This is a genomic window from Acinetobacter suaedae, assembly GCF_008630915.1.
In the GTDB taxonomy this organism is placed as follows: Bacteria; Pseudomonadota; Gammaproteobacteria; order Pseudomonadales; family Moraxellaceae; genus Acinetobacter; species Acinetobacter suaedae.
In genome coordinates, this window is the sequence record NZ_CP043909.1 from 2,587,347 (window position 1) to 2,606,890 (window position 19,544).

19 protein-coding genes are annotated in these 19,544 nt (G+C 41.4%); 5 read left to right on the forward strand and 14 right to left on the reverse strand.

Annotation, left to right across the window (positions count from 1 at the left end):
• The first annotated feature begins 1 nt into the window (after position 1).
• From F2A31_RS11975 to F2A31_RS11985, 3 genes are all read left to right on the forward strand, one after another.
• Positions 2 to 1,171: an HlyD family secretion protein gene (locus F2A31_RS11975; RefSeq protein WP_150026564.1), complete on the forward strand. Its 1,170-nt coding sequence runs from the start codon at positions 2 to 4 to the stop codon at positions 1,169 to 1,171.
• A gap of 65 nt (positions 1,172 to 1,236) precedes the next feature.
• Positions 1,237 to 2,109 (forward strand): 1-aminocyclopropane-1-carboxylate deaminase/D-cysteine desulfhydrase, encoded by an 873-nt coding sequence (locus tag F2A31_RS11980; RefSeq protein ID WP_150026565.1) that lies wholly within the window; start codon positions 1,237 to 1,239, stop codon positions 2,107 to 2,109.
• A 47-nt stretch (positions 2,110 to 2,156) separates the two neighbouring features.
• Positions 2,157 to 3,359 (forward strand): BaiN/RdsA family NAD(P)/FAD-dependent oxidoreductase, encoded by a 1,203-nt coding sequence (locus F2A31_RS11985; RefSeq protein WP_171490600.1) that lies wholly within the window; start codon positions 2,157 to 2,159, stop codon positions 3,357 to 3,359.
• A gap of 61 nt (positions 3,360 to 3,420) precedes the next feature.
• On the opposite strand, the gene F2A31_RS15835 is transcribed toward F2A31_RS11985, so the two are convergent.
• The 3 genes from F2A31_RS15835 to F2A31_RS11995 form a co-directional block, all read right to left on the reverse strand.
• Positions 3,421 to 3,594 (reverse strand): hypothetical protein, encoded by a 174-nt coding sequence (locus F2A31_RS15835; protein WP_171490601.1) that lies wholly within the window; start codon positions 3,592 to 3,594, stop codon positions 3,421 to 3,423.
• 269 nt (positions 3,595 to 3,863) lie between these two features.
• On the reverse strand, positions 3,864 to 5,426 hold the full coding sequence (locus tag F2A31_RS11990; RefSeq protein WP_150026567.1) for a mechanosensitive ion channel: 1,563 nt from the start codon (positions 5,424 to 5,426) through the stop codon (positions 3,864 to 3,866).
• Positions 5,427 to 5,654: 228 nt separating this feature from the next.
• Positions 5,655 to 5,855: a hypothetical protein gene (locus F2A31_RS11995; protein WP_005081354.1), complete on the reverse strand. Its 201-nt coding sequence runs from the start codon at positions 5,853 to 5,855 to the stop codon at positions 5,655 to 5,657.
• Positions 5,856 to 6,060: 205 nt separating this feature from the next.
• On the opposite strand from F2A31_RS11995, the gene F2A31_RS12000 reads away from it, so the two are divergent.
• On the forward strand, positions 6,061 to 6,483 hold the full coding sequence (locus F2A31_RS12000; protein ID WP_150026568.1) for a hypothetical protein: 423 nt from the start codon (positions 6,061 to 6,063) through the stop codon (positions 6,481 to 6,483).
• A 34-nt stretch (positions 6,484 to 6,517) separates the two neighbouring features.
• Here the strand turns inward: F2A31_RS12000 and F2A31_RS12005 are convergent, their stop codons facing one another.
• Positions 6,518 to 7,279, reverse strand: a complete 762-nt coding sequence (locus F2A31_RS12005) for a ferredoxin--NADP reductase (protein WP_150026569.1) — start codon at positions 7,277 to 7,279, stop codon at positions 6,518 to 6,520.
• A gap of 108 nt (positions 7,280 to 7,387) precedes the next feature.
• Here F2A31_RS12005 and gigC point away from each other — a divergent pair, with 108 nt between their 5' ends.
• Positions 7,388 to 8,272, forward strand: a complete 885-nt coding sequence (gigC, locus tag F2A31_RS12010; protein ID WP_004638064.1) for a LysR family transcriptional regulator GigC — start codon at positions 7,388 to 7,390, stop codon at positions 8,270 to 8,272.
• 33 nt (positions 8,273 to 8,305) lie between these two features.
• Here the strand turns inward: gigC and F2A31_RS12015 are convergent, their stop codons facing one another.
• The 10 genes from F2A31_RS12015 to nuoG all read right to left on the reverse strand — a co-directional run bounded on the left by F2A31_RS12015 (position 8,306) and on the right by nuoG (position 19,544).
• A complete protein-coding gene (locus tag F2A31_RS12015) occupies positions 8,306 to 8,599 on the reverse strand; it encodes a cold shock domain-containing protein (RefSeq protein WP_004638062.1) in 294 nt (97 codons plus the stop codon).
• Between the two features lie 119 nt (positions 8,600 to 8,718).
• Positions 8,719 to 9,354, reverse strand: coding sequence for a uracil phosphoribosyltransferase (gene upp, locus F2A31_RS12020; RefSeq protein ID WP_150026570.1), 636 nt, complete (start codon positions 9,352 to 9,354; stop codon positions 8,719 to 8,721).
• 106 nt (positions 9,355 to 9,460) lie between these two features.
• The gene (gene nuoN, locus F2A31_RS12025) at positions 9,461 to 10,957 is read right to left on the reverse strand and encodes an NADH-quinone oxidoreductase subunit NuoN (protein WP_150026571.1); all 1,497 of its coding nucleotides are present in this window, start codon (positions 10,955 to 10,957) and stop codon (positions 9,461 to 9,463) included.
• A 3-nt stretch (positions 10,958 to 10,960) separates the two neighbouring features.
• Positions 10,961 to 12,559, reverse strand: a complete 1,599-nt coding sequence (gene nuoM, locus F2A31_RS12030) for an NADH-quinone oxidoreductase subunit M (protein ID WP_075316075.1) — start codon at positions 12,557 to 12,559, stop codon at positions 10,961 to 10,963.
• A 1-nt stretch (position 12,560) separates the two neighbouring features.
• On the reverse strand, positions 12,561 to 14,456 hold the full coding sequence (gene nuoL, locus F2A31_RS12035; RefSeq protein WP_008941871.1) for an NADH-quinone oxidoreductase subunit L: 1,896 nt from the start codon (positions 14,454 to 14,456) through the stop codon (positions 12,561 to 12,563).
• Positions 14,453 to 14,761: an NADH-quinone oxidoreductase subunit NuoK gene (gene nuoK, locus F2A31_RS12040; protein ID WP_004638057.1), complete on the reverse strand. Its 309-nt coding sequence runs from the start codon at positions 14,759 to 14,761 to the stop codon at positions 14,453 to 14,455. The genes nuoL and nuoK overlap by 4 nt, the downstream gene beginning before the upstream one ends.
• Positions 14,761 to 15,279, reverse strand: coding sequence for an NADH-quinone oxidoreductase subunit J (gene nuoJ, locus F2A31_RS12045; RefSeq protein WP_171490672.1), 519 nt, complete (start codon positions 15,277 to 15,279; stop codon positions 14,761 to 14,763). The genes nuoK and nuoJ overlap by 1 nt, the downstream gene beginning before the upstream one ends.
• On the reverse strand, positions 15,279 to 15,821 hold the full coding sequence (nuoI, locus tag F2A31_RS12050) for an NADH-quinone oxidoreductase subunit NuoI (RefSeq protein ID WP_150026573.1): 543 nt from the start codon (positions 15,819 to 15,821) through the stop codon (positions 15,279 to 15,281). The genes nuoJ and nuoI overlap by 1 nt, the downstream gene beginning before the upstream one ends.
• Positions 15,822 to 15,839: 18 nt before the next feature.
• On the reverse strand, positions 15,840 to 16,856 hold the full coding sequence (nuoH, locus tag F2A31_RS12055; RefSeq protein WP_130162088.1) for an NADH-quinone oxidoreductase subunit NuoH: 1,017 nt from the start codon (positions 16,854 to 16,856) through the stop codon (positions 15,840 to 15,842).
• Positions 16,857 to 16,859: 3 nt separating this feature from the next.
• On the reverse strand, positions 16,860 to 19,544 hold the full coding sequence (gene nuoG, locus F2A31_RS12060) for an NADH-quinone oxidoreductase subunit NuoG (RefSeq protein WP_150026574.1): 2,685 nt from the start codon (positions 19,542 to 19,544) through the stop codon (positions 16,860 to 16,862).

Genomic DNA, 19,544 nt, shown 5'->3' on the forward strand with positions numbered 1-19,544 from the left:
TATGGCAGAAGAAACCAAAGATAATACCGAAAAACAGACTCAGGAAAATCCAGCAACCAATGCTGAAACATCACCTCAGTCTAACAACGCTATACAAACTACTGAGGCGCCACCACCGCCTCCGCCAACAAGTAAGTTGATCAAAACCAAGCGTTCAACCTTATGGTGGATGCTGTTGGTTTTATTGGTAGGTATTACCATCATCTTATGGGCATGGAAAATTGGTCCCTTTCATACAGCGATTGAGCAGACAGACAACAGTTATATCAAAGGGAAAACCACGATATTGTCCTCACAAATCAATGGTTATATCAAAGATGTACTGGTCAAAGATTTTGATCATGTGAAACGAGGTCAAGTGTTGATGCATATCGATGCAACAACCTATGATCAAAAAGTTACTCAAGCGGTTTCAGGTGTAGAACAAGCTCAAAATAGCCTTGCCAATCAAACTCAAGCCATTGCACAACGCCAAGCCGATGTCGTGGCGGCACAAGCCAAGCTAGATCAGGTCAAAGCTCAATATGATTTATCCATGGCACAACTAAAACGTTATCAACAATTGGGCAATAGTGGTGCGGCATCCAAATCTGAGCAAGATAAGGCCGCAGCCGATGCACAAAACAATCTTGCGTTACTCAAACAAGCCCAAGCCAACATTCTAGTAGCACAAGAGGCTTTAAAAACAGCACAAGTGGCAGAAGCAGGTTTAAAAGCACAGGTCAACAGCGCGCAAGCACAACTGGATCAAGCCAATACCACCAAAGATTACAGCACTATAGTCGCGCCACTGGACGGTCAACTCGGTGAAGTGAATCCTCGTGTTGGTCAATATGTTGCCGCAGGTTCACAATTACTTTATTTGATTCCACAACAAACATGGGTGATCGCTAACTTTAAAGAAACACGGATTGCCAATATGAAAATAGGTCAGAAAGCTTCTTTCACTGTTGATGCCATGAAACATCAAAAATTTACAGGGCGTGTTGAACAAATCTCTCCTGCAGCTGGATCAGAATTCAGTGTATTGAAACCTGATAATGCAACAGGTAATTTCACAAAAGTGGTTCAACGAATTGCCGTTCGTATTGCAATTGATCCTGATCAAGAAGGTATCGAAAATTTACGTCCAGGTATGTCCGTGGTGACATCCGTGGATACCGATTCTTAAGCCATACTGACATTCTCAATCAAATCCATTTACAATGTGATCAAATCCATTTTTAACTGACCAAAATGTTTGATCACATTGCTTTTCCTACACCCTATCAAACATTGGACCAGCCTTATCCAGTTCAACTGACGGTAAAACGACTTGACCTGATTCATCCTCAAATTTCAGGCAATAAATTTTTTAAACTGAAATACAACTTACGTGCAGCCCATCAACAAGGCTATAAGCAAGTGCTCACTTTTGGTGGAGCTTACTCCAATCATATCGCAGCAACGGCGTATGCGGCCCAATGTTTTGGCTTTCAAAGTATAGGCATAATTCGAGGTGAAGAACTCGCGTCTCAAATATTAAATTCAACGCTACAAACAGCACAAGATTTTGGTATGCAACTGCATTTTGTTAGTCGAGCTGAATATCGCCTACGCCATGAAGCTGAGTATTTACAACAATTAAGACAACATTTTCCACAGGCTTTTATCATCCCTGAAGGTGGCACCAATGAGCTTGCAATACAAGGGACAAAAGAAATATTGTCTGTGGAGGATCGAGAAAATTATGATGTCATTTGTTGTGCTGTAGGGACTGGTGGCACAATCGCAGGACTGATTGAAAACAGTTCAGATCAGCAACAGGTTTTAGGATTTTCTGCACTCAAAGGTGATTTCCTCAAATCAGAAATTCAACAATGGACGGATAAGCAAAATTGGTCTTTAACCGATGCTTATTGTTGTGGTGGCTATGCCAAAACCACACCTAAATTGCTGCAATTTATGCAGGAGTTTGAGCAGAAATATGCAATCCCTTTAGAGCAGGTCTATACTGCTAAAATGATGATGGGATTGTTTGATTTAATGCAGCAATATCATTTTCCTACTGATACCCGTATTTTGGCGATTCATACTGGCGGACTACAAGGAAAACTGAAAACATATTAAATACTGCATAAATCTTTTATAATTGCCCGCTTTTCGTCGATCGAGTAATGTCCATGGTTCATCAAGTTGATGTTGTTGTTTTAGGTGCTGGCGCATCTGGCTTGATGTTGGCTGCTGAAGCAGGTAAACGTGGACGTTCAGTTGTGGTTCTCGAAAAAGCCAATAAGGTAGGCAAAAAGATTTTAATGTCTGGTGGCGGTAAATGTAACTTTACTAATCTTGATGTAGAGCCATCCAACTATCTTTCAGAAAATCCGCATTTCGTGATTTCAGCACTCACCCGCTACACCAACTGGGACTTTATTGGTTTAGTCTGTGAATACGGAATTGAATACGAAGAACGTAAACATGGTCAGCTCTTCACGCTGAAAGGCTCTAAAGAAATTCTTGAGTTGTTACTTTCAGAATGTGATAAAGCAAAGCGTGTTCAGATCCATACCCATTGTGAAGTTGAGCACGTTCAATCAAAAGCAGATACAGGTTTTATCATTGAGACCAATCAAGGCACATATCACTGTGAATCTTTGGTGGTTGCCACAGGCGGCTTATCGATTCCAACCTTAGGCGGTTCAGGTTTTGGTTATGAGCTTGCCAAACAATTTGGACATCATGTGTTCCCGACCCGTGCAGGCCTCGTTCCATTTACCTTTTCTGATCATTTCAAAGAAGTCACAACCCGACTGAGTGGCAATGCTTTAGATGCCACACTCATGAATGATCGTCATCAATTTACTGAGGCCTTGTTATTTACCCATCGTGGCTTAAGTGGGCCAAGTTCATTACAACTTTCTAACTATTGGCATGTCGGTGAAAGTTTTAAAATTGATTTCTTTCCAAGCCAAGATTTTAGTCAATTTTTCAAAGATAAGAAAAAAGCACAACCGAAAGTTCTACTCAGAACGTTGCTCAGTGAGTTCACAGCCAAAAGCATTGTTCTCGAATTACAGCAACTCATTTGGGCCGAACATAGTGAAATTGCAATTGGAAATATCAGCGACGCTCAACTCGAATACATCGCCACCCAACTACATACATTTACAGTCAAACCATCAGGCACTGAAGGTTATCGCACCGCAGAGGTCACGCTCGGTGGTGTCGACACAACCGAAATCTCCTCAAAAACCATGGAGAGTAAAAAACAAAAAGGCTTATATTTTATTGGTGAAGTCTTGGATGTTACAGGACATCTAGGAGGATATAACTTTCAATGGGCATGGTCGTCAGCACAAGCCGCAGCGCAATTTGTATAATCCTCATTTGTGCAAAGCATGACTGAGCCAAATACGATTACAACTTAAAGCAGTAGATTTATCAGCGTTCATCCACTTTGGCGTCATCTGAAGCTGAATTTTTTTGAGTATTTGACCGTGACTGTTGTTTTTCATTATTTGCTTTGGCAAATACAAATTTATAAGCACTCGCTAAGAACCCAACAGTAATCCCAGCAATGATAATAGGTGCGAATACACGATTTGGCCTCTTCACTTCATTCTCCTATCGATTTTTTATTTAGAGACGATTGATGTTAGGGGTTTTATATTTCAATGTGAACTATCGCTCGTAAGGTGAAATATAAACAGACCTTATATATAAATGAATTGCTTTTTAGGTCATTTTTTTGATTGAAAGCATTCATCATAGTGTAGAAATGTTCTGTTTCCTCTCTATGATAAAGACCAATAGCACAGATATAAACAAAACGACCACCCTGTTAGAGTGGTCGAATTGACTGAAAAAATCAAAGATTATTTTTTCTATTCATCAGAATTTGGTGAAGTTGGCGGAGTTGGACTCGCTGGATTTACGGGCTTTTGTTGCTCTTGATGTAAAGGATTTGGTTGTTTTGCTTCATTTTTTGCTTTATCAAGCAAATCAGTCAGCAAACGCTCAGCAGGTTGACGACCACCTAGACCAAACGCCAAAGCAAATGCAACTGCAACTGAACCTAAAGTTAAACCAAACGCCAAGTTTACAATCGAGTCAGCAATACCCATTGCTTTTAACCCCATTGCGATCACTAAGCCCATAATGAGGATACGAACTAAATTACCTAACCAACGAGAGCTGTTGTATTCACCACGTTGTACAACGTTCGCAACCACATTTGCAAGCCAGAAACCGATCACAAGGATCACAGCACCTAACAAAATACTTGCACCGAATTGGATGAACATCGCAATCAGAACGCTCACTTGCTCCAGACCAAGTCGATTTGCAGCTTCAGAAACTGCAAATAGCATTGTGAAGAATACGATCAAATATCCAATAATATCAGACACACGTGTTTGACCAAGGAAGCGCTGTAAATCCAGCTTCATTGGAACTTCATCAACACCTGCCCCAGAAATCAGTTCAGCGACTAAACGTCCAACGAAACGAGAAACCACATAAGCTACGATTAAAATCAATGCTGCGGCAATGATTTGTGGTATCGCAAGCATAATGTCATTCAACATTGCAGTAGCAGGTTGTGAAATAGCTTCTATGCCCAATGCTTCAAAAGCAACAATCAAACTAGTAATGATGATGATGGCAAAAACAAATGAACCTAAGAATCTAGAAACATTTGAATTTTTAAACAATCCAACTTTTTGTGCTTGTGCTTGTAAGCCAAGACTATTGCTCAAACCTTCCACGATACCGCGTACAATTTTTGCCAGAATATAACCAACAAAGATGATTACACCCGCAATAAATAGATTTGGTAAATATGAAATCGCATCATTTACCATATTCTGTACAGGAATCAACAGGCCAGTTAAGCCCAGAATCGAAAGTACAATCGGTAAAAACAACAATAATACGAGCCAGTAAAAGATCTCACCAATATTACTACTCAGTGAGCTCACACCCACCTCACTGCTCAGCTTTTCATCCCAATCCGTCTTTGCAAGCACTTTGGTCAAACCTGCTTGCACTAAACGAGCAACAATCCAACCAACGAATCCAACAGCAACCGCAGCCAAGAGATTTGGTATATAAGCAAGAACGCGGCCCACCATATTGCTAAAAGGATCACTCACACCACTAATGTTGAGAATATTCAAAGCGCCGACAACCGCTAGAATCATCACAAACCAGAACACCAGTTTGGATACTAGGCTTTCAATATTAGAAGTGTGTCCTGTTGCAGAAGATAATCGATTATTGGTATCTAGCTTTTGTAGCAACTTCTTTACACCAGCAGCAATGACCAATGCTACAATCCAGCCTACTAAGAGAATAACGATTGCAGCTAAAATAGGCTGGAACTGATCCCAGTAATACATTGCATCAAATCCTCCACGTTGGGAGGGATCTCTAAAAAAATCATTCATGTTGTTATCCTTATGTCATGTCATGTTTTACATCTTGTACGATCCACTCATGATCGCCCTACGTGCAAGCGCACAATTTATGGATGCTTTCACCTTAATTTTTGTCTATTTTCCAATCAATGAATCGCATCACTAATACAACAAAAAATCCGCAAAATATTGCAAAAAAGCCTATTGATTCACACCAATAGGCTTTTTTTTAAGTCAATTTGGTCTATAAATGACTGCTTATGCATTTAAAATTACCGACTGCAAATGTGACATAATCACTTGGGCAGTTGGTTTTGCCGAATGATCAGCAACCATAAATACAAGCAGTGCAATCAAAAAGATTCCCACGATAATCAAGATATAAACTGGCAATCTTCTCTTTTTGGTAATTTCTTCTTTACTCGCCACATGAGGCTGTGGCTTACTAAAATCATGCATGATAGCAGCCCTCATCCTTTTTACTATTCAGCTTTATATTAACAATACTGAATGTAGCATTGTGTGAAGAAGATACGGACTATCGTTGCCTTGATTGCAGAATTACACTTTTTATTTCAACATACTTTGTATAAAATATAGGCGCTTTAGCAATACTATAAAATAAGCTATAATACCCGCCTTCATTTTTACACTGTTCAGCTTTATGTCCTACAGCCAACAAAGCGTTTCTCTTGAATTGGACACTGATGTTAGCCATCAATGTTTTTTGCATCACACTCGTGATGAGCATTTGATTGGTATTATTGAATTCAATAAGCCGAGCTATATCCTAAAATGGGGTGATTTGGAGTATTTCCGTCGTCGCACTGATGAATTTTCTGTCATGCCTTTACCTGATTGCATCAATGCCATGATTATTGACATACGGAATGTGCAACCTTTTTTAGATAATGAAGTTCCAATTGTACCTTGGCGCTTACTTGAAGAAGACTGCCCAATCAGGCTTGTGGTACCGCAGGACCGTTTAGCCCATTATACAGGTGTGTTTGAACCGACATGGTTAACCACTGACATCGATACCGCAATTCAAGAAATTCGTGAATTTATGGATATGCTTGTTCATTAACACATATCCTATTCAACTTATTTTTCTCGGTTGGTTACCAATAATTCTCAACCGCAATATTCCCCTCTCCACGACGATTCATGGTTAGTCCACGCTGTTTTAATGCTTCTTTAGTATCATCAACCATTTGCGGATTGCCACATAACATGACATGGCTACTTTCTGGATTAAATTCCAATCCAACAACTTTTTCGAGCTGACCATTGGCAATTAAAATCGGTAATCGATCATGCAATTTAGCGTTTGGATCACGTGTAATAATAGGTACAAACTGAAAACCCAAATGCCCTTCACCAAAGGTTGCTGCAATCTCCTGAATACGTTCAACATACGCCAATTCTGAAGCGGTACGAACACTATAAACGAGATTGATATGCTGATATTTATTCCACGTTTCAAAATCTTGCAACATCGATAAAAATGGTGCTAACCCCGTACCCGTAGCCAATAACCACAAATCTTTTGGTAATGGTTGCTGATAACGTGCAAGTGTTAAATAACCATAAGATATCTTTTCAAGATAGAGCTCATCACCTACTTTTAGATGCTGTAAGTTTGAGGTAAATGCGCCTTCAGGGACAACAATTGAAAAGAACTCTAAGGTTTCATCAAATGGTGATGACACAACTGAATAAGCACGAACCACCAATTCACCATCCACCATTAAACCAATACGCGCAAACTGACCTGCGGTAAATTTAAAATGGGCTGGACGGGTCATAGTAAAACTAAATAGAGTATTGGTCCAACGATGAACCGATAAAACTTTTTCTACGCTAAATTTTTCAATTGACATGATTTGAACGTGGCACGAAACAGTGCGCTCATGGTAGCATGATCTGATTATTTATAAATACTCTAGAGTCTCCTAAATATAGGCTCTCAACACGTTAAGGCTTTTAACATGCGCATGACATTACGCCAACTGGCTGTTTTCGTGGCGGTCGCTCAAGAAGGAACTGTTACCAAAGCGAGTGATGCTGTCCGACTTACACAAAGTGCGGCAAGTATGGCTTTAGCTGATTTAGAAGATGGTCTTGGTGCACCATTATTTGATCGTTTGGGTAAACGATTACAACTCAATGATTTGGGTAGATTCTTACTTCCTCAGGCTTTAGAAATTTTAGGACGCTGTGAGTCCTTCGAACAAGCGGCAAAGGGTGAGCTTCAAAGTATTGATCTACGTTTAGGTGCAACCTTAACGATTAGTGACTATTTGATGCCTGATCTGATGGCTGATTTTTTACAGCTTCATCCTCAAGCTCATCTACAACTACAAGTTGGTAACACACGCCAGATGATCGAAGCCGTCAATCAATTTCAACTTGATTTAGCCTTAATTGAAGGCTCTTGTCATCTCCCACAGCTCCAATGCATCCATTGGCGTAATGATGAACTTGCTGTTTGTTGTGCGCCCGATCACCCTCTTGCACAGTTAAATCGTCCAATCACAGCAACCGATTTTCTAGATGTTGAATGGATCTTACGTGAAGAAGGTTCTGGTACCCGTGAAGTATTCGACAATGCAATTTTACAAGACCTACCTGATGCAAATATTCGCTTAACATTGGGTCACAATGAAGCAATTTTAAAAATTGTTGCAGGTGGTTTAGGTATGACCTGTGTTTCTCGATTGGCCATTGAACCTTTACAGGAAAAAGGACAATTAGTCATTCTAGACACACCCTACTGGGCGTTAACACGTCCTCTTTACATGCTCGTGCATCGTCAAAAGTATCAGGGACCAGGTTTAAAAGCCTTTTTACAATTCTGTGAAGATCAGGTTTAAACCTGATCTTCACCATTCCATCAATAAAATTATTTAACGTCGAAAATTTGATAATAGTTCGCTTGTAATTGCTTTATTATGATTCGCTATTTTAGTTTTCTTGGTTTTTGCAGGGTTAGGGTCAACACGCTCAATTTGTACCGCTTTAAATTTGCCTTGGTTTTCGACCACAGCAAACTTCACTTTTTCATTTCGTTTCGGTTCACCTTCTGCTGACGGGAAATCTGAAATATGAAAAAAGACATCACCCTCAGTTGTACCAATAAAACCGAATCCTTTATCAGGATTATATTGCTTCACTTTTCCTTGATAGAAATCTTGTTTCATCACATTTACCCCTACTTTACCAAGCCATTGCCCATAGTATATAGAAAATAAAAAGAGACTTTAGACCTCTCATAAAATTTATGATGTCATCCAGTCTCTTTTTATAATAATTTTAATGCTTAATCTTTTTGGACACTACCAAAAATCTTATCGCCAGCATCTCCTAAACCTGGAACGATATAGCCTTCCTCATTCAACCCCTGATCAATTGAAGCTGTATAAAGACGTACATCAGGATGGGCTGCTTCAACTTTAGCAATACCCTCAGGTGCTGCAACCAAAACCATCACACGAATATCTTTACAGCCACTTGCTTTCAAAACATCAATCGCAGCAATCAACGAATTCCCAGTTGCAAGCATAGGATCGATAATCATGGCCAAACGATTTGCAACATCAGGAACGAGTTTCTTGTAATAGGTACGCACTTCTAGAGTTTCTTCATCTCGCTCTAAACCCAATACACTGACTTTAGCACTTGGAATCAGATTTAAAACACCTTCAAGCATACCAATGCCTGCACGCAAAATTGGAACAATGGTAATTTTCTTTCCAGCAATGCGCTGTGTAGCAACTTTCCCTGCCCACCCATCAATTTCATGATCAACAACGGGTAAATCCTTTGTCGCCTCATAGGTCAATAACATTGTGACCTCTTGTGCCAATTCACGAAAGTTCTTGGTGCTGATGTCTGAACGACGTAATAAACCAAGTTTATGGCGAATAAGCGGATGACGAATTTCTTGGATCGACACGAGTAAGTACCTAGCTAATATAAATCTTCGACTATTATAAAGTGTTTTTTTACTATTCAATAAAAAAGCCCCCAATTTTGGAGGCTTTTTTGTACAAATCAGACCATTAGTGCTGTTGCGACATCATAAAATGCAATGGAGACAGAATTTCTGCTTTCAATGCTAAGTTAATCATCGGATCCGGGTACACCCCCAAGAATAAGACTAATAATGCAGCACCAAGTACCATGATACCACCGACCTTAGTTCCCCAATGTGCGTCAGCATCAATACGAGGTACATCTGGTGGTGTCATATACATGACAACCATCACACGAAGGTAATAATATAAACCAATACCACTACCCACAACGATCATCGCTGCAAGGAACCAATGTTGAGTTGTGACTGCTGCCAACACCACCAAGAACTTACCGATAAAGCCAGCAGTTAATGGAATACCAGCAAGAGACAACATCATTACGGTTAATGTTGCAGTCAAAATTGGACGACGCCAGAATAAACCACGATAGTCGGCAAGACTTTGTGCTTCATCGACGTTGTTATAAGGACTCGACATCAATGCAACTGCACCAAATGCGCCGATGGTCGTCAATACATAAGTAATGACATAGACACTCACACTACCCAAACTCGCATAGGTCATACTGATTAAAGCAATCAATAAATAACCAAAGTGTGCAATCGATGAATAACCCAAGATACGTTTCAAATTAACTTGACGCACTGCAAGCAAGTTACCCACCACGATCGACAATACTGCAAGAATTGTCAAAATCGTAACCAGTGATTGCTCTAAAATTGCCCCTGAAGTCAACAAGTAACGAACAAATAAACCAACTGTTGCCACCTTCGCAGCAGTTGCCAAGAAAGTTGCCATTGGTGCTGGTGCACCTGCATACACATCTGGCGTCCATTTATGGAAAGGTGCAAGAGAAAGTTTGAATGCCACAGCAAAGATAATTAATGCTAGGCCCAATAACACCATCGGTTGATCAATTACAGCGAATAAATTCTGTACTGAATCATAGAATGATAACGAGCCAGTATAAGCATAGATATATGCTATACCCATCAACAACATCGCAGATGCTGTTGCTGAAAGCACAAGATATTTAATACCAGCTTCCAAAGAATGACTACGTTGATAGGTATAAGCCAACATGCCATAAATCGGAATAGACATGAGTTCAAGGCTGATAAAGAAAGCTGCATAATGTGAACTAGCCACCATCAGCATCGCACCAGCGACTGAAGATAGCAACAAGATATAAAGCTCTTCACGATTGTCTTTATAGGTCTCAATATAGGCATGAGACAACGTGCAACATGCTAAAGCAGCAATCAAAATCAAGAATTGATAGAGCATGGTAAATGGATCAACCATAAACATGCCCATCACATTTACTGGAGCAAAACTTCCAGTAAACATGGTATACGCAATTAAAATTGCAGCAAGGTTTAAACCGACAACCGAAGTTGTCGCAATTAAATTGTGGTTTCGCTTGATCGCAATCAACAACATCACAACGATTGCAGTCAATGCGACAATCATTACGGGTGCCAGTGGCATAAGCTCAGAAAAAGAAAGTGTGAAGTTCATGATTTATTGCATCTCCACATGTTCAAGTTGAGTTGCTGTCTGTTGAACGACTTCAACAACTTCTTGTACTGGCATATAACTATTTACAATCCACTGCATACTTGATTGTGAAACATCCAAGAATGTTTGAGGGTAAATACCTAACCAAACCAAACCAACTGCGCATAGCATTAAAATACTAACTTCACGAGCAGATAGATCTTTTAGAGGACTGGTATAGTGCTGCTGCTGTTCTGGATTCGGTACACCAAAAAGTGCTTTATGAATCAGAATCAAACCATATAGACCAGCAAATACCAAGCTCACAGCGGCAATGATAGTGAAAGTCGGATAGGTATTGAATGAACCCATCAAGATTAGGAACTCACCAATAAAGTTACCTAGACCTGGTACACCAACAAGTGCTGCAACAAAGAACATTAAGAAGAATGGCAAGTATTGCAGTTGACCACGAAGACCACCCATCAAACGTAAATCACGGGTATGTAAACGCTCATAAACTTGACCAGACATAATGAACAATGCAGCAGATGATAAACCATGTGCCAACATCATGATCATCAAGCCTTGGAAAGTCAGAATATTACCTGCATAAATCGCAAGTAAAATGAAACCCATGTGCGAAATAGACGTATACGCAAGTAAACGTTTCATATCAGTTTGCTGGTATGCAAGGAATGCACCGTAGAAAATACCAATCAAACCCAGAATAATTGCAAAATCAGCAAACTGTGCCGATGCTGCTGGGAAGAATGGAATGACAAAACGAAGCAAACCATAAGCCGCTGTTTTAATCAAAATACCTGCTAAATCCACCGAACCCGCTGTTGGTGCTTGCGCATGTGCATCAGGTAACCAACCGTGTAATGGGAATACTGGCAATTTCACAGCAAAACCAATGAAGAAACATAACATGAAGGCGTATGCCACTTCAGGCGGTAAACGATGTGCTACAGCCATAAGGTAGTTATAATCAAAACCAATCATGCCTGTCATCATGTATCCATAAACCACAAGGCCTAGGATACCGATCAACATAATTAAACCGGCAATTTGGGTATATAAGAAGAACTTAGTTGCAGCGTAAACACGCGAACGACCATTCGAACCTTTATGCCCCCATAACGCAATCAAGAAATAGATTGGTACGAGCATCATCTCCCAGAAGAAGAAGAATAAGAACAAGTCAATCGCTAAGAATACACCGATCACCCCACCTAAACTCCAAAGGAGGTTTAAGTGGAAGAAACCAACATTCTTTTGAATCTCACCCCAAGAGCAACCTACAGCAAGCACACCAAGTAACGCTGTTAATAACACCATCAGTAGTGATAAACCATCTACTGCAAGGTGAATGCTAATACCTAAGGTTTGAATCCAAGGAAGATAAAACTCTGCAGCCCATGATGGCGTTTGGCCACCCATACTGTAGCTGAAAGTACCATTTTGCCAGAGAGCTATACCCAAACCAAAGGTGATGAGCATACCAATTAAGGCAATCCAACGCGGTAATTGTTGGTCGAATTTATCAACCAACCAACAAATGAAACCAGCAATGAAAGGAACTAAAATCAGTGCGGGTAAAATTAAATTGTTTTCCATTTTATTTCCCCACAACCTGAATCACGATCAAGATCATCAACAACACCACGATACCGAGTGACATGCTTGATGCGTATTCACGCAATGAACCTGTTTGACGTGCGCTTGTAAAGCTATTACCGCCCTTCACAATCGCAGGCAATACTAACCATAAACCATCAACAGGATCACGACCTAAGATTTTTGCAATAAACAAATATGGTTTTACAAACACGATGTCATATAAAGCATCAAAACCAAATGCTGTACGGCAGATATGCGCTAAACCTGCACCCAAAGAACTTTGAGCAAACGACTTGACAGCACCATAAGCAAAAGCAAACAGGAAAATACCAACGGCCAAGCCAGCCAATGCAATACCAACTGCTTTTAATTCAACACCATGTTGTAAATGTGCTAAAGCATCAGTCATAACAAACGCAGGGATACCTGCTTGATTTAAAATGCCGATAACTGGCGCTTGTAATAACGCACCAACACCTGTTGAAAGTACAGCAAGAATCGCAAGTGGAGCCCAGTAAGTTGCACCTTTGATTGGATGATATGCCGTCTTTTCTTCACCAAAGAATACGATCCAAATTAAACGGAAGGTATAGATAGAGGTTAAGAAAGCACCAGCAACACCAACCCAGAACAACGTACCGAAGGTTTCAATACCTGTAGTATGACCATGCGCCCAAACTTGCCACAAGATCGCATCTTTCGAGAAGAAGCCAACGGTCAAGAATGGAATCGCAGCTAAGGCACCGCCACCAATCGCGAAGCAAGCAAATAAGAATTTGTTATGCTTGAATAGACCACCCATCTTGAAAATGTTTTGTTCATGATGGTACGCCAAAATGACAGCACCTGAAGACAAGAACAATAACGCTTTAAAGAATGCGTGAGTCAACATATGGAACAAACCAGCTTGGTACGCTTCAGCACCCACTGCCATAAACATATAACCGAGCTGACTCATGGTTGAGTAAGCCAAGATACGTTTGATATCGGTTTGAACTAATGCAGCAAAACCAGCAACCAATAACGTCACAGCACCTGTAATGGAAATGAATTGCATTACTTCTGGTGCCATCTCCATTACAGAGAACATACGGCAGCATAAGTACACACCCGCTGTAACCATCGTTGCAGCGTGGATCAATGCCGATACTGGTGTCGGACCAGCCATCGCATCTGCTAACCAAGTTTGTAATGGAATTTGTGCTGATTTACCTGCCGCGCCCAAGAACAACATCAATGCTGTCCAGATCGACAATGATGAGCTTTGTGTCATTACAGTTGCTGCATTTTCAACAATGTACTGAGTATTCAAAGTACCAAATTGTTGATAGAGCAAGAACAATGCGATGAGTAAAAATACATCACCTACACGTGTTACTGTAAATGCCTTGATTGCTGCCCAACCATTTGCAGGATTTGAGTAGTAGAAACCAATCAGTAAGTAAGAGCACAGACCTACACCTTCCCACCCCAAGAACAATAACGCCAAGTTATCGCCCAATACCAACAACAACATGCTGGCAACAAATAGGTTAAAGTAAGAGAAGAAACGGGCGTAATCTTCTTCACCACGCATATACCAAGATGCGAAGATATGAATCAGAAAGCCGACCCCAGTCACCATTCCCATCATAATGAGAGAAAGACCATCTAGCTGTAAGCTAATACCCGGTGCGAAACCACCGACATTAAACCATGTCCATAAATGCTGAACGAAAACGGTATCACCGCTATTGGTAAATGCCAATCCTGCAATTAATGCAAATACAGCAGATAAACCAACTGAACCAACACCAATAATCGCTGCAACATTTTCAGAAAGTTTATTACGACCCGCTGCTAAAAGGATAAAACCAATGAGCGGAAATAAAATGGTTAAATATAAAGTACTCATCCGCGCATCTCACTAGCAGCATCTACATCCAAATGATGGAAGCGATGATAGAACTGAAGGACGATCGCAAGACCGATACAAGCCTCTGCCGCAGCAAGAGTCAAAATCAAGATAAACATGACCTGACCATCTGGTTGTGCCCAGACACTACCAGCCAAAACAAATGCTAACGCAGCAGCATTCATCATGACTTCAAGACTCATTAACATAAATAATAGGTTGCGTCGCACCATCACACCGTAAAAACCCAGTGCAAAAAGAATGGTCGCGACAATCAAACCATGTTCTAAAGGAATGTGTCCCATTATTCTTTTTCCTCTTCTGCACCTGGTTCACGTTTACCTAAATGGAATGCTGCAACCAATGCTGCAAGCAATAACAAAGCGGCAACTTCAACCAATAATAGATAATGCGTAAATAAAGCCTGCCCTACTGCTTTTGGACCAACAATTTCACGCCCCATCACTGCACCTGAAGCGGTGTAATCACTGCCAAGCATCCAGACGAGAATCAAGCCCATAAGAAAGCTCATGAGCGCTGGGAATGCCCATGCATCAGAAGTCAACCACTTGCTTTCTTGTTCTACAGTGTCCTGTCCGAGATTTAGCATCATGACCACGAAGACGAATAAGACCATGATCGCACCGGCATAAACGATGATTTCAAGTGCGCCTGCAAATGGCGCACCCACGATCATGAAAATACCCGCCACAGCAAGTAAGGATACGATTAAGCTCAATAGTGCATGCACAGGATTTGTATTCGTCACAACACGGATGGTTGAAACAATGGCCACAAGAGCCATCAAATAAAATGGCCACATCATGGTAATAAGCTCCGTACATCAACTGGCGCACTTTCTTTTTGCGCTTGACCTTTGTCTTTACCTGTCACAGCCATACCAGTCACGCGGTAGAAGTTATAGTCTGGATATTTACCTGTACCAGAAATGAGCAAGTTTTCTTTCTCATACACCAAATCCTGACGTACATATTCTGCAAGTTCAAAATCAGGTGTCATCTGGATCGCAGTTGTTGGGCAAGCTTCTTCACACATACCGCAGAAGATGCAGCGAGAGAAGTTAATACGGAAAAATTCTGGATACCAACGTCCATCTTCTTTTTCCGCTTTTTGTAATGAAATACAGCCCACAGGACATGCAACCGCACATAAGTTACATGCTACACAACGCTCTTCACCATCTGGATCACGCGTCAATACAATACGACCACGAAAGCGTGGAGGCACAATTTGTTCTGCTGGTACTTCTGGATATAAAATCGTGTCACGTTTACGCGTTACATGGCTAAACACCATCCACAACGAACGTACAATCGATCCGAATCCAGCTAGAATTTTATACATTTTGTACTCCCTGCTGTCCTAGGCCTGATTCATCAGAATCACAGCACCAGTCACTAACAAGTTGACCAACGCCAATGGCAAACAAACTTTCCAACCAAAATTCATTACTTGGTCATAACGCGGACGCATTAACGAGCCACGAGCCAAGACAAACATCATCACAAAGAATGCTGTTTTGATAATGAACCAGAATACTGGTGGAACAAATGGAATTTCTAAGTTAAATGGTGCAAGCCATCCACCGAAGAATAAAGTCACGATCAAAGCAGAGATCAGCACCACATTGACATATTCAGCAACGAAGAACATCCCCCACTTCATCCCACCATATTCAACATGGTAACCCTCAGCCAATTCTTGCTCGGCTTCAGGTTGGTCAAATGGATGACGATGCGTCACCGCAACGCCTGCAACCACAAAGATCAAGAAACCTAAGAATTGTGGAATGATGAACCACATATCACGTTGTGCTTCAACGATTTCACGAAGGTTAAATGAGCCTGCAATCGCAACCACACCCATCAACGAGATACCCAAGAACACTTCATAAGAAATGGTTTGAGCCGCAGAACGTAAACCGCCTAATAATGAGTATTTGTTGTTCGATGCCCAACCACCAAATAACACGGCATAGACTGCAATACCCGCCATTGCCATAAAGAACAATAAACCGATACTCATATCTGCTACGCCCAACATCGGACTCACAGGAATGACCATGAATGAAAGAACCGCAGTTGCCATCGCAACTGCTGGTGCTAAACGGAAAGTTAACTTATCTGCAAACTTTGGTGTCCAGTCTTCTTTAAACATGATCTTGAGCATGTCGGCAACGATCTGGAACATACCACCTGGACCAACACGGTTTGGACCATAGCGATCTTGCCAGAGTGCTAAAAGACGACGTTCAATAAACGACATCAATGCCGCAATCAACACCACAACCAGCAGAATAACAATCGCTTGAATCACTGAATAAGCGATTGGCCATTGCTCAGCCCAAAGTGGCGTTTGACGTATAAATTCTTGATTCATGAATTACACTCCTACTGCCACAGACACAGGCTCAGCCAATGAAACCGTTGGTGCTAAACCAATTGGATAACCAATATAACCCGTTGGTAAATATTCGATCACTTGTACAGGTAAGCTAATACTGGTCTCACCCGCTTTAATCGTAATACGTTGACCATCTTGAACATTTAAACGTGTCGCATCTTGTTCAGCCACTGCAAACATCGCTTCAGGAATACGAGATTCCATCGCAGGCGTTTTAATCGTGAACTCACCAGAACCAAAAATATGGTGCATTGGTACGAGACGGAAACTTTCAGGATTCACAACAACTGCTGTCGGTGCAACATAGCTACGTGCTGGACGCTTGGCTAAACGATCGAATAAACGAACACCTGAATCACCACCTTTTAAGTGACCACCCACTTCATCCTGGTATTTGTTCCAAGCTTGTGGTGAGTTCCAGCCCGCAGACCATGCGAAAGGTACCAGTGAAGATGCTGTCTGATTCCCCACATAACCTTCCATCGAGAAGGTTAATGCCGAGTCAGGATCAGTCGGTTGTTTCGGTTCGTGAACCGATAACGGCGCACGCATTGCAGTACGACCAGAATAACGACGTGGTTCACGTGCAATCTTCAAACCGTGAATACGATAGCCCGCATCCGGTGCAACATCTTGAATCGCTTCAAGCACAGGAACATTTTTCACGATGTCATCAATCACATCATCAAGAAGTGTCCAATCTACAGCTTTGCCTTTAAGACCTGTCTCAACGGCATGTAACCAACGCCAAGATTCTTTGATTGCATATTCAGGCTTGTAGTAGCTTGGGTCATACACTTGATAGAAGCGTTGTGCACGTCCTTCTTGACTGACTACAGTTCCGTCACCTTCCGCAAAACTTGCAGCAGAAAGAACAATATCTGCAAGTTTCAAGGTTTCAGTTTCGCTGTGATCCAATACAATCACAGTTTCAGCTTTATCCAATGCAGCTTTGACTTGAGCAACTGGGATACGACGAGTTAAGTCATTTTCAACTACAACCACTGCATCATAATCTTGTGCAAACGCTTGTTCTAAGCTTAAGCCACCCAATAATGCTAAGCCCATTGAGTTCACTTCAGGAACTGTCAATGATAAGCCCGCATTTTCACCTAGATTCTGCGCAACTTGTGCAGCAGCTTCCATGATTGCTGGATCTTGTAAGCTGGTACCAGAGATAATCAATGGCTTTTTCGCAACTTTTAAGGTATCAGCAATGGTTTGTGCAAATGCTTTAGCATCATCGTCAAGACCAGATACTGTTTCACCTTTAACTGCAGCAGCAACCGCAAAACCTAAACGTGCAATATCATTTGGAGATGCAACGACCTCACCTGTTGCCACATCCGCTAAACGCGTTTGTGTCGCAGCAAGGATATAAATCGGTGACTTCGCTTCTTGACCAATACGTTGTACAGGTTCTGCCAACCAGTCAGGTGTACGCGTTTTAGCAGCCATTTCTTTCGCTTTATTTTTCGCAGCTTGGCGAACCGACAAAGCCATACGTGGCGCAGTTTGCGTTAAGTCCTCACCCAAGATCAACACGGCATCATAGCTTTCAATTTCACGCATGTTTGGGTTATAGATACCCTGTGTTTGCATGATTGAAGCAGCTAACTCAACCAAGTTCTGCTCTTTTTGAGACATACCTGTTGAATAGTTATCTTGACCAACAAGTTGGCGAAGTGCGTAGTTTGATTCCAAGCTTGCGCGAGGAGAACCAATACCTAAAACTTTCTTACCTTTAAGCTGCGCAATCACTTGATCAAGAGCTTGATCAACACTCACGGTTGCTACAGTTTCACCATTACGGAATTGAGGTTGACGTGGACGATCTTCACGATTGACATAACCCGTACCAAAACGACCTTTATCACAAAGGAAGTATTGATTGACTGAACCATTAAAACGGTTTTCAACACGACGGATTTCGCCATAACGCTCACCCGGAGAAATGTTACAGCCAGAAGAGCAACCAAAACAGACACTTGGCGCATACTGCATGTCCCACTTACGGTTATAACGTGCTGAATGTGTCTTATCAGTAAACACACCTGTTGGGCAGACTTCTGTCAAGTTACCAGAGAATTCTGATTCTAAAGTACCTGATTCTGGACGACCAAAGTAAACACGTGAAGCATTGGCGTACACACCAAAGTCTGTACCGCCTGCATAGTCTTTGTAGTAACGCACACAACGATAACATGCGATACAACGGTTCATCTCATGCGCAATAAACGAACCTAACTCTTGGTTATGATGGGTACGTTTAGTAAAGCGATAGCGACGACGATCATGCTGTGTCATCACCGTCATATCTTGTAAATGACAGTGACCACCTTCTTCACAAACTGGACAGTCATGTGGGTGGTTCGTCATCAAGAATTCAACAATCGATGCACGAAACTCTGTTGCTTCTTTATCTTCGATCGAAATATAAGTATTGTCAGCGGCAGGTGTCATACAAGACATCACCAAACGCCCACGTGTGTCCTCAGGATTCGCGTATTGAGTTACCGCACATTGACGACAAGAACCAACAGAACCTAAGGATGGGTGCCAACAAAAATACGGGATATCGATGCCAAGGCTAAGACATGCTTGTAGCAAGTTTTCTGAGCCGTTGACTTCATACGATTTTCCATCGACATGAATTGTAGCCAT

Bases quoted from the DNA above. Each gene is read 5' to 3' on its own strand.
- F2A31_RS12000 (WP_150026568.1), top strand. From the start codon at position 6,061: ATGTCCTACAGCCAACAAAGCGTTTCTCTTGAATTGGACACTGATGTT.
- F2A31_RS11995 (WP_005081354.1), bottom strand. From the start codon at position 5,855: ATGCATGATTTTAGTAAGCCACAGCCTCATGTGGCGAGTAAAGAAGAA.
- nuoK (WP_004638057.1), bottom strand. From the start codon at position 14,761: ATGGGACACATTCCTTTAGAACATGGTTTGATTGTCGCGACCATTCTT.
- F2A31_RS11975 (WP_150026564.1), top strand. From the start codon at position 2: ATGGCAGAAGAAACCAAAGATAATACCGAAAAACAGACTCAGGAAAAT.
- nuoL (WP_008941871.1), bottom strand. From the start codon at position 14,456: ATGAGTACTTTATATTTAACCATTTTATTTCCGCTCATTGGTTTTATC.
- nuoG (WP_150026574.1), bottom strand. From the start codon at position 19,544: ATGGCTACAATTCATGTCGATGGAAAATCGTATGAAGTCAACGGCTCA.
- gigC (WP_004638064.1), top strand. From the start codon at position 7,388: ATGCGCATGACATTACGCCAACTGGCTGTTTTCGTGGCGGTCGCTCAA.
- F2A31_RS11990 (WP_150026567.1), bottom strand. From the start codon at position 5,426: ATGAATGATTTTTTTAGAGATCCCTCCCAACGTGGAGGATTTGATGCA.
- nuoH (WP_130162088.1), bottom strand. From the start codon at position 16,856: ATGAATCAAGAATTTATACGTCAAACGCCACTTTGGGCTGAGCAATGG.
- nuoM (WP_075316075.1), bottom strand. From the start codon at position 12,559: ATGGAAAACAATTTAATTTTACCCGCACTGATTTTAGTTCCTTTCATT.
- nuoN (WP_150026571.1), bottom strand. From the start codon at position 10,957: ATGAACTTCACACTTTCTTTTTCTGAGCTTATGCCACTGGCACCCGTA.
- F2A31_RS12015 (WP_004638062.1), bottom strand. From the start codon at position 8,599: ATGAAACAAGATTTCTATCAAGGAAAAGTGAAGCAATATAATCCTGAT.
- nuoJ (WP_171490672.1), bottom strand. From the start codon at position 15,279: ATGTGGCCATTTTATTTGATGGCTCTTGTGGCCATTGTTTCAACCATC.
- F2A31_RS11980 (WP_150026565.1), top strand. From the start codon at position 1,237: ATGTTTGATCACATTGCTTTTCCTACACCCTATCAAACATTGGACCAG.
- F2A31_RS11985 (WP_171490600.1), top strand. From the start codon at position 2,157: ATGTCCATGGTTCATCAAGTTGATGTTGTTGTTTTAGGTGCTGGCGCA.
- F2A31_RS12005 (WP_150026569.1), bottom strand. From the start codon at position 7,279: ATGTCAATTGAAAAATTTAGCGTAGAAAAAGTTTTATCGGTTCATCGT.
- nuoI (WP_150026573.1), bottom strand. From the start codon at position 15,821: ATGTATAAAATTCTAGCTGGATTCGGATCGATTGTACGTTCGTTGTGG.